Below are 12,641 nucleotides of genomic sequence, written 5' to 3' on the forward strand. Positions count from 1 at the left end.
GGCGCACGACCGGCTGGTTGCCGGCCGTGGCCTGTCACCAGCTCACCAGACGGTCAGGGAACCGCCACGCCGAAAGCGGCATCGAATGATAGTGATCTCTGTCCGACGCCTCTCGGCGGTCATGACGGTCCTAGTCTGCGTTTTCGTAGGGGCCGGCGCCAGCAGCCCCGCGACCGTCCCCTCACGCTCCGATGCCGCTCCGTTGAACGTCCCGCCAGCGTGGGCGGCGTCCGGCACGTGCCAGACACGGCCCCTCGAGTTCTCCGGTTCGCAGGTGCTGAGCGCGGGCGGCCACACCGACGTCAATACCGTCGATTTCGGGCGTATGAACGGGCGTCCCATCGCGGTCTCCGCGGGTGCGGAGGGAACTGTCAGGTTCTGGAAGCTGCCGGGCTTCCAGCCCGCCGCCGAACCTCTGAACGGCACCTCGGCCATGTTCGTCGAGCTCGGCGATGGCCCAGGGGTTCTCACCAAGGGTGAGTACGGCGCGCGGCTGTGGGATCTGTCCACGCGCAAGGTCGTCAAGCGCTTCCTGGAGAACACCGTCTTCACGCTCGGCGACTACGGCGGTGTCCGCGCGCTGTTCGCCAGCGACGGCGAAACCGTCCGCGTCTGGAACCCAGCCACCCGTGCGCTGATGCGTACCCTGCGCACCTCGGGCGCTTACGCGATGGCCGTGGGACGGTTGCGAGGCAGGCAGATCCTGGTCGCCTACGAAGGAGAAGACAGCCCCCTTCGGATCTGGGACCTCGCGAGCGGGCGGAAGATCGGCCGTGAGTTTTACATGGACGACGAGTACGCCACCCCCGAATGGATGACGATCGCCGAGATCGGTGGCAGGACGCTCCTGCTCGCCCGCTCCTACCTGGGCATTCACCAGTGGGACTTGGCCGCCCAGAAGGACATGGGGATGCTCGTCTCCGGCAACCTGGAGTCACGAGAGGATGACAACGAGGATCAGGAGGACTACTCCACATCGGCCCTCACCACTGACCGTGGCCGCCAGGTGCTCGCCCTCGGCCAGTTCACCTCCGACCACCAATCGCTGACCAAGTCGGTCCCCGCCTCGACTTTCCTGTGGGATCCCGTCCGCGGCCGAAGACTGGGCACGCTCAAGGGGCACCAGGGCGCGGTGACCGCACTGGCGTCTGGCACTCTGGACGGCAAGCCGGTCCTGCTCAGCGGCAGCAGGGACAACACGATCAGGCTATGGGACGTGCGCGCCCGCAGGCAGATCGGCGATCCTAGCCCGGCCGGGCCGATCGACGGCGCGGAAGCCGCCGCCTTCGCCACGATCGACGGCCGCCCGATCGTGGTCACCGGCGAGGAGAACGGTACGGTGCGCACCTGGGACCCGGCCACTCGCCGCCCGGCCGGTAAGCCCATGCGAGGCGCGCCGACCTCCGACCTGGGGGGCCTCACCTCGCTCGCGGCGACCGACCTGGACGGCGATCCCGTCGCGGTGATCGGGCGCTGGCCGACGGACATCAGAGTCTGGAACCTGAAAACATCGACACTGCTGGAGACCTTGCCCGTGCCGAGCAAGCCGGGTGACGACGGCGGGCTGTGGCAGCTCGTGACGGTGCGGCAGGCCGCCGGGCCCCTGGTCGTGGCGACCGTGGGCACCGCCGGTGGCCCGCGCACCTTCACGTGGGATCTGCGGACCCGGCGGCTGACAGCCCGCTTCGATCTGGACCCGCGAGGAGAAAACTGGATCAGCGACACGCTGGTGTCACTGGTCGACGGCCAGGCCTACGTCGTCGCCTACAACGGCGGCTACCGGAGCCACCGTCTCAGCAGGAGGGTGGAGATCTGGGACGCCACCGGACGGCGGATTTCCGCCTTCACCGTGTCGCCATTGTCCGGGGAGAAGCCCGACGAGGAGTTCCAGGTCTACCACATGGGCCGGTTCGGATGCAGAGTCGCCGTCCTGGCCACCAGCGGCAGCGACAGTGTCCGGGTCCTGGACCCCGCCACCGGCAGGGACCTGACACCACCGATCGACCTCGGCGGCGAGGGCAGCGCCTCCGCGCGGCTGCTGGGCGTGGCGGAGATGGGCGGCCACACCATCGCGCTGACGGAGGTGGGAGTCGACGACAGCCGCACCAGCCGCGTGTGGGACCTGACCACCCGCAAGCCACTCTCGGCACCCATGAAGGAGGTTTACTGGAGGGCGTTCGCGGCCGGTGCCCCCTACCTCGTCAGTGCCGGCCCCGAGGAACAGCTGCTGCTGTGGCGGCTGGCCAATGCTCCGTGACCCTTCCAGACCTCAACGAACCGTCACCACCCTTCGCCGTTCCCGCGGCTCGAACGACTGAGGACTTCCTCGTCTAGTCCCATTTCCCCTGCGGGAGAGCCCGTTCCGGGCTGAAAATCGGAGTGGTTGCCCGCCGACGCCGTAGCTCTATGGTCCGCATGAGGCCGTCGTCTAGTCGGGCGCTGGGAGCCTTCGATGGGCCCTTCATTGTCGCTTCGAGCACGCGGATTAGCTTCCGCAACCGCCCTGGCTCCTGCGGGCATCCGCCGTTGCCCATGGGAGCGAGGAGGAACCGGTGCTGGCCGAGACCAACGACGAAGAAGAGATCATCCCTAGGATCGCCGCACTCGACATCGGCAAGGCCGAGCTGGTCTCCTGCGTACGCGTGCCGAGCGAGACCGGCCGCGGCAAGCGGATGCAGGAGATCGCCACCCACTCCACCATGACCCGCGCGCTGCTGGCCATGAGCGATCACTTCCGCTGCCTGGGCGTGACCCGGGTGGTCATGGAGGCCACCTCCGACTACTGGAAGCCCGTCTTCTACCTGCTGGAAGCGGCAGGGTTTGAGGTCTGGCCGGTCAACGCGCGTGACGTCAAACACCTGCCCGGCCGGCCCAAGAGCGACACCATCGACGCTGTGTGGTTGTGCAAGGTCGCCGAACGGCAGATGATCCGTCCCAGCTTCGTCCCCCCACCCCGGATCCGCCGCCTGCGGGATCTGACCCGCTACCGGGTCGACCTCGTCGGCGCGGCCACCGCCGAGAAGAACCGCGTCGAAAAGCTGCTGGAAGACGCGCACATCAAGCTCAGCGTCGTCGCCTCCGACATCTTCGGCGTCTCCGGCCGGGCCATGCTCAAGGCCCTCATCGGCGGCCAGCGCGACCCCAAGGTGCCGGCCCAGATGGCCCGCTCCCGGATGCGCACCAAGATCCCCGCCCTGGAGGAGGCGTTCACCGGCCACTTCACCGACCACCACGCCTACCTGCTGGGCAAGATGGTCGCTCGCATCGAGGCGATCGAGGCCGACATCGCCGATCTGGACCACACGATCGAGGAGGTGATCGCCCCTTTCGGTGACGCGGCTCAGCGCCTGGATGAGATTCCCGGCGTCGGCTTGATCGCCGCCCATACGATCATCGCGGAGATCGGCCTGGACATGAGCCGCTTCCCCACCGCAGGCCACCTCAACTCCTGGGCCAAGTTCACCCCGATCATCAAAGAGTCGGCCGGCAAGAAGAAAGGCAAGAACTCCACCGGCCACGGCAACCGCTACCTGGCCCGGGTGCTGGGCGAAGCCGCGGTGGCGGCCAGCAAGACCCCCACCTTCCTCGGCGAACGCTACCGCCGCATCGCCCGCCGCCGCGGCAAGAAGAAGGCCGTCGTCGCCATCGGCCGCTCCATCCTCACCATCGTCTGGCATCTGCTGTCCGACCCCGACGCCCGCTTCCACGACCTGGGCGCCGGTTTCTACGACACCCGCATCCGGCCCGACCGCAAAAAGCGCAACCACATCCGCCAACTCGAAGCCCTCGGCTACCGGGTCATCCTCGAACCCGCTGCCTGACCACGACTCGCTCGCCAGGCCCTATCCGATATTCACCGGCATGGGCTCACTACCGCCTGCCCAGGTACTGTCTGATTTTCGGATTAGGTGCCGGTACGGCGATGCGCCTGGCTCCGCTCCACGAACCGGTCCTGCGCGTTCAGTACGGCGTCCCCGTAACGCGCGGCCCACACACCCATCGCCCGCATCGGGCCGAGCAGCGCGACACCGGCCTCCGTCAGCGCGTAATCCACGCGGGGTGGCGCCTCCGCGTACGCCCGGCGTTCGACCAGGCCGTTGTACTCCAGGCGCCGCAGTGCCTCGTTGAGGACCTTGGGATGGATCCCGCCGATCCGGGCGACCAGTTCACGTGGCCGCATCGGACTGGTCTCACCGAGTGTGTACACGACAACGCTGTCCCAGCGGTTCGCGAGCACCTCGAACGCGAGGCGCGCCCGGCAGTCGGAGGTGTACGCGAGCTCCGGCAGGTCGGGGAGATTCTCCACGCCCCCATCCTGCCCGGTCCGACAGACACCATGCGGTACGCATCGGACCACCTAGCGTCAGGGACCGGCATCACCTGCCATGCCACCTCGGAACATGCCGGATCACCGACGATCCGGAGTCAGGAGTCACACCATGCGCATCGGCATCCTCGGCACGGGCATGATGGCCACGACATTGGGCGGCGCGTGGGTCCGCGCGGGGCACGACGTCCTCGTCGGCGGACGCGACCAGGCCGCGGCCGCCGCGGCGGCGGCCCGCATCGGCGCTGCGGGGCACGGAACCCTCACGGACGGGGCGGCCCACGGCGACCTCGTCCTCGTGGCGCTCCCCGCGGACGTGGCGCCGGAGGTGGTGAGGGGGCTGGCCGGAACCCTCACCGGGCGGACGGTCATCGACTGCACGAACCCCATCGTGCCGACCGACGACGGGCTGATGCTGACGACAGGCGGCACGACGTCGATCTCCCGGCGGATGGCGGACGCCGCGCCGGGAGCCCATGTGGTCAAGGCGTTCAACCTGTGCCATGAAAGCATCTGGACGCTCCCGCGCCCAACGTTCGAAGGCGCCCCGCTGGCCGTGCCGTTCTGCGGTGACGACCCGGGAAGCCTCGACCAGGTCACCGCGCTGATCACGTCGATGGGCTGCACGCCTGTGCCCTGCGGGGGGCTGTCCCGTGCGGTCTACATCGAGGCGACGGCGGCGTTCGCGATCGGGGTGTGGTGGTCCGGAGCGGAGACGCGGTTCGCCTTCCCGACACCGGCGCAGGCCCCGCTGAATCTCTAGGACTTGCCCTCAACAGGGCCTTTATCCAAAGCGATCCAGTGTCGCCCTCTTCCGATGGGATGACGACACGTTCTCTCGGACGAACGTGAGCATCGGAAGCACCTGGTCCGCCAGTAGATGGAGTTCCTCACCGGCGTCCCGATGTCCGCCGAGTACGGCATGAGCGGAACTCGTCACGGCCTTACCCGAGGGCACAGCGCACCGACGGTGATTTCGACGGCCGAGGCGGCCAGCAGGGGAACCCCGGGATGTAGTTTCAGCAGGAGCGCGCCGATGACGGCGCCGACGAAGGTCGCCGCGACGGTGGCGAACCGCCGTCCCGCCGTCTCCCGGCCCGGCAGCATCAACAGGCCGGCCAGTGACCGGGTCACCACCGTCGTGGGCAGGTCATGGGCCGCCACCCGCAGCACCGTGGCGTTGCGCGACCCCATCGCCAGGGCGAGCACGACGATGACGACGAGCCGGTGGGCCGGCTGGTGCGAGGAACCGCTGAGCAGCCCGAACGCGAGCATCGCCGCCACCAGAAGGAGAGCTCCCTCGCCGAACACCGCGAACGCCAGCCACCGCTCCCCTTTCCTCGCGCTCAGCACGCCGTTCACCCGGTGCCCGACGAGGGCGCCGACCGCGAAGGCGGCCAGCGCCACCGCCGGACCGGCGACCGGCACGGCGTGGTCGACCAGCCCGAAACCGAAGAACAGGATGTTGCCGGTCATCACCGCGGTGAACACGCGGCCGAGCCCGAGAAAGCTGGCGGCCTCCACCACTCCCGTGACCCCCGTCAGCAGGATCAGTATCACCGTCAGCCGCGAGAACGGCCTCCCCGTCGCGAAAGGCATGCTCCTTCATATCCGGCCGCGGGTCGGCGCCGTCCCATCGGTACGCATGCCGCATTCCAGACCTTTGTCAGCTCTTCGCGCACCGCTTGAGGGTGAGTCTCGTCAGAGATCTTCGTCTCGTATGACGTCGAGGTCCATGTAACGAGGCGGTCCGCCGCACAGATCCCGCATGCGGTGGGCCAAGTCGTCGGTCTGCGGCATGTTGCTGTTGCGCATCGCCTCTTCGTAGGAGGGGAACTGGACGATGGCGACGTAGTGGCCGGGGCGCGTGCGATCACGGGTGAGGGTGGTGTGCGTGGCCGTGTGCTCGCCCTGGGTTGAGTCGCGCCATTCGTCCATCAGCCGCTGGACGTCCTGCTCATGGGTGGTGTCGAACTCGACGACCTGTATGAAACTCATGAGGTCCCCCTTTTCACGCTCACTACTAATCGACTCCACCCCCGCCCAAAGGGCACGGCAAGCGGCATCAGGTCAAAACACATCCGCCTTTCCATGACCCGGTCGCCCGCCCTCGGCGCGCCCGTGGCCCCTGCCCGATGGCCGGATTCCTCTTCTCGGGACGCTTTCGGGAGGCTCTCAGCCTCTTCTCTGCCGCTGCCCCAGTGCCTCCACGAAGGCGGTGAGCAGCCGGGCGAATTCTCGCTGGTCATGCTCCGGCCAGCCGCGCATCGCCGTACCGAAGACTTCGCGCCGGAAGCGGTGAACCTGCTCGGCCTGCTCGGCGCCCAGGTCGGTGAGCTCCAGGGTGCTCCGGCGGCCGTCCTCGGGGTCGGCCACCCTCCGGACCAGCCCCGATTCGACCGCCCTGGTCACCAGACGGCTGGCACGGGGCTGGTCGACGCCCATCCGGTCGGCGACGGAGCTCACCGTCGCCGCCTCGGGGCCCTCCTCCACGGCGTCGATCACCCCGAACAGCGCGGGATCCATCTGGGCGCCTCCCGCGATGCGCTGGATGGCACGACGACTCTGGCTGCGCCGGATCGCCACCATGGCCCGCTCGACGGCGGCGATCGCCTGAAGGTCTTCCATGAATCCATGATACATGTAAAAATACAAGTTATTGTCAAAGTACATATATCTATCGCGAAGGAAGTACCGTGAACGTCTCCGAGATCACCAGTGACCGGCGCCCCGTCGGCTACTGGATCAAGCAGCTCCACGTCGCCGTCGAACGCTCCATCGACAACCTGCTCGCCAAAGAAGGGCTGACCCGCCGTCACTGGCAGGTGATGAACATCATCGCCAGGCAACCTCGCACCGTGGCGGACCTGGACGCCGAGCTCAGCCCCTTCCTGAGCGCCGAACAACCGTCCCTTCGCCCGCTGGTCGACGAGCTCCGCGGGCGCGGCTGGCTCACCGGGGACGAGCCGCTCGCCTTCACCGGCCCGGGTGTCCGCGCGCACGCGGACATGCAGGACAAGGTGACCGCCACCCGCGCCCGCGTCACCGAGGGCATCAGCGCCGAGGAGTATCGGGTCATCATCGACGTCCTGTCCCGGATGGCGGCCAATCTGGGCGGCTAGTAACCGGCGGTGAAACGCTCCCGGACGAAGGAGCCCTTCTCCAGGGCGTCAACGATGGCGGCGGCGAGGTCCGGGACCGTGATGCGGGTGCCCTCGTCATGGATCGGGGTGTCTCCCGCCTTGACCCGGTAGGAGCCGGTGCGCTCGCCGTCGATCAGATAGACCGGGGGCGGGCTGACATAGGACCAGTCCAGCCCGCCCCCCTCGGCACGGAGCAGCTCAAGGGCCTCGACCTGGGCGCGGGCGTCGGAGAGATGCTCCTTCGGGAAGTTCGGGCTGTCCACGAACCGCCGCCCCGGAGCCCGCTCCAGACTTCCGCCGCTGCCCACGACCAGCAGCCGCCTCACTAGATCCCGTCCGCAAATTTGTGGAATGAATCATTCCGTTCTGCTATTCTGGAACAGAACGAACCGTTCCGCATGGTTCGAGAACAACCCGGACATTGCGGGACCAGATCGTCCGCTATCCCTCGTAGCGTTCGCGCTGCCCCCGACACAGGCTCTGGAGGAGCGATGACCACCACCCTCGACATGCCTCCGATGGAAGCCCCGGCCGCCGCTGAATCCTTGCCGGAGCCTTTGACTGAGCCCTCGCCCGAGCTCTCGCCGTACAAACGGCGCTGGCCAGCGCTCTTCGTGATCCTCGCCGGCTCCGTGATGGAACTCCTCGACGCCACCGTCACCAACATCGCCGGTCCGACGATGCGGGCCGACCTCGGCGGCGGAAGCTCGATGATCCAGTGGCTCGGCGCGGCATACACGCTGGCCATGACCACGGGCTTGCTCACCGGCGGACGGCTGGGTGACATCGTCGGCCGCAAGCGGATGTTCGTCATCGGCGCGGCGGGCTTCGTGATCGGCTCCCTGCTGTGCGCGGTCTCCGTCTCACCGGAAACCGTGATCGCCGCCCGCATGGTCCAGGGGCTGTTCGGCGCCGCGATGATCCCGCAAGGGCTCGGCATGATGAGGGAGATGTTCCCTCCCAGGGAACTGCGGATGGCCTTCTCCGCGTTCGGACCGGTCATGGGGCTGTCCGCGGTGGGCGGGCCGATCCTTGCGGGCTGGCTGGTCGAGGCCGACCTCCTCGGCACCGGCTGGCGCATGATCTTCCTGATCAACCTGCCGATCGGCTTGGTCACGGTGCTGGCGGCGATGAGGTTCCTGCCCGCCACCCGCCCCATCCGGGCACTCACCCTCGATCTTCCCGGCGCGGTCCTGGCCTCCCTCGGTTCGCTGATGATCGTCTTTCCGCTGGTCCAGGGACGCGAGCAGGGCTGGCCGGCCTGGGCGTTCGCGATGATGGCCGCGTCCGCCGCGGTGTTCGCGCTCTTCGGCTGGTACGAATCGCGCAAGAACCGCAGGGGCGGTGACCCGCTGATCGCGCCGAGCCTGTTCCGCAAGCGCTCCTTCGTCGGCGGCATGGTCACCGGGACGATCTACTTCTGCGCCTTCTCCGGATTCAGCCTGGTCTTCAACCTCTACGCCCAGTACGGCCTCGGCTACAGCCCACTGAAGGCCGGCCTGGCCGGTGTCCCGCTGTCCCTCGGCATGGTTCTCGGCATGGGCCTCATGCAGGTGGTCGGCAAGTATGGCCGCAAGGTGCTGCACGTGGGCGCCGCGATCATGACGATCGCCGTCGTCGCCTTCCTGCTGCTCATCGGCCCGGGAGTCAACCCGTGGCTGCTCGCCCCGGTCCTGCTCGCCACGGGTCTGGGATCGGCTCTGATCATGGGCCCGTACTTCGAGATCACGCTGGCCGGGGTCGAGCCGCACGAGACCGGTTCGGCCGGCGGCACCCTCAACGCCCTCCAGCAGGCCGGGGGCGCGCTCGGGGTCGCCCTGCTCGGCACCGTCTTCTTCGGCGCGGCGGACGGCGACCTCACCGCCTCCGCGCGGAACACCTTCTGGATGGTGGCCGGGATGATCATGCTGACCTTCGTGGTCGCGTTCCTGCTCCCCAAGCAGGCCCGCGAAGGCACCGAGCCCGTCCACTGAGATCCGGCATCGGTGCAGCCGGGCCCCTGAACCGGCCGCCCGGAGGCGGGCCGGCTCAGGGGCCCGGCCGTACCTCCGGGCGGCCTCGGCTGCGCCCGCCAAGATCCGTGGACGGCGAGGAGATCACAGACTGCGGCAAGGCCGCAGCAACGCCGACTCGAAGATCACGAAGTGCCACCGGACTCGTCGACGACGGGTCCGGTCGAGTGCGCCGAAGTCAGTCCGCGACGAAGCGCGCCCTGCGCCCTTCGTGCTCGCGCTGCCGCCGGACGACGTAGACACCCGGTGCGCAGCCCGTGGCCCCATGCTCGGGATGCAGCAGGTAGACGACGGCCGAGGCCTTGAAAACGCCGATCGCCAGCCCGTCGGAGTCCGACACGTCGGTCGTCCATCGGCAGGTGCCCGGGTCGGCCACGAGCGTGTGCGGGTTGCCTCCGGCCACGCCACGAAGCAGTTCGACCCCCTCGGGGGGCACGTCCGTCCAGTCGGCATCGTGCCAGAACCTCACGGACGGCGCGACGACGGAGAGCGGGATGACGATGAGGTCGCCCTGGGCTTGGAGCCCGTCGACGACGGGGATGCTCGCCGACCGCTCAAGATGGTCGAGCACGGCGAGTCCGGTCCGCTGGGAGAGCGAAGCGAGAGTCACGGTCATGGAAGGCACCTCAGGTTCGGCGGACGAGAAGGGAGTACTGCTCGGCGGACAGCCCGTAGGTCCAGCCGGCGGCGGCGATCGGATCGTCGAAGAAGCCCGGCACGGTAAGCCCGTACCGGCGGCGGCGCCCGTCGCGTTCGACGGACCCGTTGACCGCGAGGAGCACCCTGGTCTCCTTCCGCATGTCGTAGAGCCGCAATTCCGAGCCGGGGTTTCCGGGGTCCGGCGCGGAGGCGACCAGCCGCAGCCCGGCCCGGCCGATGTAGGACGCCCAGCCGATGTGCTCGATCGCGCACCGCCTGACCTCGACATTGACCTCCCGTGCGATCCGCTGGACGCTCGGATCCGTGATCACCCAGGAGGGCACCTGCGTCCCGTGCCAGGCGTGCACGTCCCACCCGTCCGCGTAACGCACCGCGGGGCCGTCCGCACAGTGCAGCCGCACTTCGCCGTCATCGCCCCACACCTCCGTGTGCACGGCGACAGGCCGCTCGGAGATGACGCACACGCCTTCACGAGGCCACCACCAGCCGCATGACCGGGCCGCTGTCACCCACAGATCGAACTGCCGGGTCTGCTCAGGAGTGAAGACCACACCGGCCGCTCGGCGGAGGGCGTCGTAATGGGCGACCCAGGAGGCGCACTGCGTGCCGTACCAGACGTTCTTCAGGCGGTACCGCGAGGCGTGCACCGTGAGCAGTGGCTCGAAGAGCGAACTGTCGGCGGACCGCGAAAGCGAATTGCGAACCTTCTGGCGAATCAGCTGGTCCATCGGCTGGTGGACCCATCTGACCTGGGCGTCGAGTTCGCGGCACAGCCCTCTCATCAGTGAGGAGAGCCGGTGCGGCACGGGCCATTCGGACATGCGCTCGATGGCCTCCGAAGGCCGTAGACGCACACCCGGTGGAACGGTTTCCAGGGCCGCGACCGGTGACGGGACCCAATGGAAGCGCGGTGGAGCAAGCCCGATCAGGGAATACAGCCCGGAGATGGCGGCCTCTGCGGCCGGACGGTCGGCGGGCAGCGTCGACAACGCCCAGCCCAGCCATTCTTCGCGGACTTCAGCAGCTTCCCGCTGCACAAGAACACTCACCGGATGAAGGTGGTGTCATCCTTTCCAACGATCATGTCCGGAATGGTGACAGATCAACGCGGCGCATGTCCACCGCGGATTCATGCCGCCGTCGATGCGCACGAAGTCAGACGCCGCGAAACAAGCAGGCTTCCTGTCCCGCCCCAGAAAGCACGCAGGGCTTTCCCGTCCAGAGCGATCACCCGGTCGCCGGGGATGTCGATGCCACGGCTCGGTGGACCCGCCTCCTCCCCTCGCTGCCGGGCTCGTGCGTCACCGCGCTCAGGCACCGCCGGCGCGTTCAGCCGACCCGGCCGTAATCATCTCCACGACTTCCACCGCGCAGAGACAACCTTGCTCGCGGGCTCGGGCTGTGGATCACCTGCTCGGAAAGGGCAGCATTGTCGGGTTGTCCTCGTTGAGGATCTGCGTCATCCGATGTTCTATGTGTTCTTTGTATTCCGGGTGCGTAAATATATAGAAACGCTCCTCGCGGATCGCCTGCAACACGTGTTCTCCGACGATTCGCGGACTGAGGCCCAATTTGAATGCCTGCCGGGCGACGTCGACGGACCAAGTGCTCGGAAACGGACCGGCATCGGGAAAACGGGCCGACCGGTTACGTTGGGAAGTGAAGATTTTCGTGTCGACCAACCCGGGACAGAGCACGGAAATCCGTGGTTTGTAGCCGCCGTCGACGAGTTCGAGGTGAACGGTCTCCGAGAGTGCGACGACGGCCGACTTCGTCGCACCGTACAGCGAGCCACCCGCGATCAGGCCGGCCACTGACGCGGTGTTGACGATGTGCGCCTCCTCTCCCTGCTCGATCATGACGGGCAGGAAGGCGTGGATTCCGTGCGCGACGCCCATCAGGTTGACCCCGAGGATCCAGGACCAGTCGTCGAGCGTGCTCTCCCAGCTCGGCCTGCTGCCGGTATGAACGCCCGCGTTGTTGCACAACACGTGGACGGCGCCGTATTTCTCAAGCGCGGACGCCGCGAGCGAGAAGACCTCTTCCGCCTGCGACACATCGGTCACCACGGCATGCACGTCCGCGCCCGCATCACGCAGATCAGCCGTCGTGGAGTGAAGCACGGCCTCCTCTATGTCGCTCAGCACCACGCGCATACCGGCGGCGGCGAACGCCTCGGCCATTCCACGACCGATACCGCTCGCCGCACCGGTGACGACGGCGACTTTGTTCTCCAGGTCTTCCATTTCTTTCCCTCCGTGTCGCGCCGGGTCAGGGCCACAGGTTAGGAAAAAGCGGCCGCACAAACATCGGCCTTCAAGCCGATGTATTCCGGCGCCCACCGAGTTACTGTGAAAATGGCAGAGGAAGGGAACACCGCCCGCCGTACACCCTCCGGCCGGGCCCAGAAAGTCGGCGACCAAGACGCGCGATCCGGGGCCGACCGGAACGGGTGGCGCCGCGGCCCCCGCGGACGACCCCTATCCGGACTCCCCCATC

At 67.9% G+C, this 12,641-nt stretch carries 13 protein-coding genes; 5 read left to right on the forward strand and 8 right to left on the reverse strand.

Annotation, left to right across the window (positions count from 1 at the left end; all coding sequences use genetic code 11):
- Nucleotides 1-325 precede the first annotated feature (325 nt).
- Together ACFY2X_RS20870 and ACFY2X_RS20875 are read left to right on the forward strand one after the other, a co-directional pair.
- Nucleotides 326-2,257, forward strand: a complete 1,932-nt coding sequence (locus tag ACFY2X_RS20870) for a WD40 repeat domain-containing protein (protein ID WP_389940132.1) — start codon at nucleotides 326-328, stop codon at nucleotides 2,255-2,257.
- A gap of 295 nt (nucleotides 2,258-2,552) precedes the next feature.
- Nucleotides 2,553-3,821, forward strand: a complete 1,269-nt coding sequence (locus ACFY2X_RS20875; protein ID WP_389940133.1) for an IS110 family transposase — start codon at nucleotides 2,553-2,555, stop codon at nucleotides 3,819-3,821.
- 83 nt (nucleotides 3,822-3,904) lie between these two features.
- On the opposite strand, the gene ACFY2X_RS20880 is transcribed toward ACFY2X_RS20875, so the two are convergent.
- Nucleotides 3,905-4,306, reverse strand: coding sequence for a winged helix-turn-helix transcriptional regulator (locus ACFY2X_RS20880; RefSeq protein WP_389940134.1), 402 nt, complete (start codon nucleotides 4,304-4,306; stop codon nucleotides 3,905-3,907).
- Between the two features lie 94 nt (nucleotides 4,307-4,400).
- On the opposite strand from ACFY2X_RS20880, the gene ACFY2X_RS20885 reads away from it, so the two are divergent.
- Complete coding sequence (locus ACFY2X_RS20885) at nucleotides 4,401-5,090, forward strand: NADPH-dependent F420 reductase (protein ID WP_389940135.1); 690 nt, start codon at nucleotides 4,401-4,403, stop codon at nucleotides 5,088-5,090.
- 173 nt (nucleotides 5,091-5,263) lie between these two features.
- On the opposite strand, the gene ACFY2X_RS20890 is transcribed toward ACFY2X_RS20885, so the two are convergent.
- The 3 genes from ACFY2X_RS20890 to ACFY2X_RS20900 form a co-directional block, all read right to left on the reverse strand.
- Nucleotides 5,264-5,926 (reverse strand): YoaK family protein, encoded by a 663-nt coding sequence (locus ACFY2X_RS20890; protein ID WP_389940136.1) that lies wholly within the window; start codon nucleotides 5,924-5,926, stop codon nucleotides 5,264-5,266.
- A 102-nt stretch (nucleotides 5,927-6,028) separates the two neighbouring features.
- Nucleotides 6,029-6,325 carry a hypothetical protein gene (locus ACFY2X_RS20895; RefSeq protein WP_389940137.1) on the reverse strand — a complete coding sequence of 99 codons (297 nt, stop codon included), beginning with the start codon at nucleotides 6,323-6,325 and terminating at the stop codon, nucleotides 6,029-6,031.
- A gap of 177 nt (nucleotides 6,326-6,502) precedes the next feature.
- The gene (locus ACFY2X_RS20900) at nucleotides 6,503-6,955 is read right to left on the reverse strand and encodes a MarR family winged helix-turn-helix transcriptional regulator (RefSeq protein WP_389940138.1); all 453 of its coding nucleotides are present in this window, start codon (nucleotides 6,953-6,955) and stop codon (nucleotides 6,503-6,505) included.
- Between the two features lie 68 nt (nucleotides 6,956-7,023).
- On the opposite strand from ACFY2X_RS20900, the gene ACFY2X_RS20905 reads away from it, so the two are divergent.
- Complete coding sequence (locus ACFY2X_RS20905; RefSeq protein ID WP_389940139.1) at nucleotides 7,024-7,449, forward strand: MarR family winged helix-turn-helix transcriptional regulator; 426 nt, start codon at nucleotides 7,024-7,026, stop codon at nucleotides 7,447-7,449.
- Here ACFY2X_RS20905 and ACFY2X_RS20910 read toward each other — a convergent pair.
- The gene (locus ACFY2X_RS20910) at nucleotides 7,446-7,796 is read right to left on the reverse strand and encodes an NAD(P)-dependent oxidoreductase (RefSeq protein WP_389940140.1); all 351 of its coding nucleotides are present in this window, start codon (nucleotides 7,794-7,796) and stop codon (nucleotides 7,446-7,448) included. The two genes, ACFY2X_RS20905 and ACFY2X_RS20910, sit on opposite strands and share 4 nt — an antisense overlap.
- 165 nt (nucleotides 7,797-7,961) lie before the next feature.
- Here ACFY2X_RS20910 and ACFY2X_RS20915 point away from each other — a divergent pair, with 165 nt between their 5' ends.
- Nucleotides 7,962-9,443 carry an MFS transporter gene (locus tag ACFY2X_RS20915; protein ID WP_389940141.1) on the forward strand — a complete coding sequence of 494 codons (1,482 nt, stop codon included), beginning with the start codon at nucleotides 7,962-7,964 and terminating at the stop codon, nucleotides 9,441-9,443.
- A 217-nt stretch (nucleotides 9,444-9,660) separates the two neighbouring features.
- Here the strand turns inward: ACFY2X_RS20915 and ACFY2X_RS20920 are convergent, their stop codons facing one another.
- The 3 genes from ACFY2X_RS20920 to ACFY2X_RS20930 all read right to left on the reverse strand — a co-directional run bounded on the left by ACFY2X_RS20920 (nucleotide 9,661) and on the right by ACFY2X_RS20930 (nucleotide 12,388).
- Complete coding sequence (locus ACFY2X_RS20920) at nucleotides 9,661-10,098, reverse strand: hypothetical protein (protein WP_389940142.1); 438 nt, start codon at nucleotides 10,096-10,098, stop codon at nucleotides 9,661-9,663.
- A gap of 10 nt (nucleotides 10,099-10,108) precedes the next feature.
- Nucleotides 10,109-11,191, reverse strand: a complete 1,083-nt coding sequence (locus tag ACFY2X_RS20925; RefSeq protein ID WP_389940143.1) for a DUF6745 domain-containing protein — start codon at nucleotides 11,189-11,191, stop codon at nucleotides 10,109-10,111.
- 357 nt (nucleotides 11,192-11,548) lie between these two features.
- Complete coding sequence (locus tag ACFY2X_RS20930) at nucleotides 11,549-12,388, reverse strand: SDR family NAD(P)-dependent oxidoreductase (protein ID WP_389940144.1); 840 nt, start codon at nucleotides 12,386-12,388, stop codon at nucleotides 11,549-11,551.
- Nucleotides 12,389-12,641: the final 253 nt, after the last annotated feature.

Origin of the sequence: Streptosporangium sp. NPDC000396 (assembly GCF_042898655.1) — a bacterium.
Classification (GTDB): Bacteria; Actinomycetota; Actinomycetes; order Streptosporangiales; family Streptosporangiaceae; genus Streptosporangium.

Bases quoted from the DNA above. Each gene is read 5' to 3' on its own strand.
- ACFY2X_RS20870 (WP_389940132.1), top strand. From the start codon at position 326: ATGAACGGGCGTCCCATCGCGGTCTCCGCGGGTGCGGAGGGAACTGTC.
- ACFY2X_RS20885 (WP_389940135.1), top strand. From the start codon at position 4,401: ATGCCGGATCACCGACGATCCGGAGTCAGGAGTCACACCATGCGCATC.
- ACFY2X_RS20890 (WP_389940136.1), bottom strand. From the start codon at position 5,926: ATGCCTTTCGCGACGGGGAGGCCGTTCTCGCGGCTGACGGTGATACTG.
- ACFY2X_RS20895 (WP_389940137.1), bottom strand. From the start codon at position 6,325: ATGAGTTTCATACAGGTCGTCGAGTTCGACACCACCCATGAGCAGGAC.
- ACFY2X_RS20900 (WP_389940138.1), bottom strand. From the start codon at position 6,955: ATGGAAGACCTTCAGGCGATCGCCGCCGTCGAGCGGGCCATGGTGGCG.
- ACFY2X_RS20915 (WP_389940141.1), top strand. From the start codon at position 7,962: ATGACCACCACCCTCGACATGCCTCCGATGGAAGCCCCGGCCGCCGCT.
- ACFY2X_RS20920 (WP_389940142.1), bottom strand. From the start codon at position 10,098: ATGACCGTGACTCTCGCTTCGCTCTCCCAGCGGACCGGACTCGCCGTG.
- ACFY2X_RS20930 (WP_389940144.1), bottom strand. From the start codon at position 12,388: ATGGAAGACCTGGAGAACAAAGTCGCCGTCGTCACCGGTGCGGCGAGC.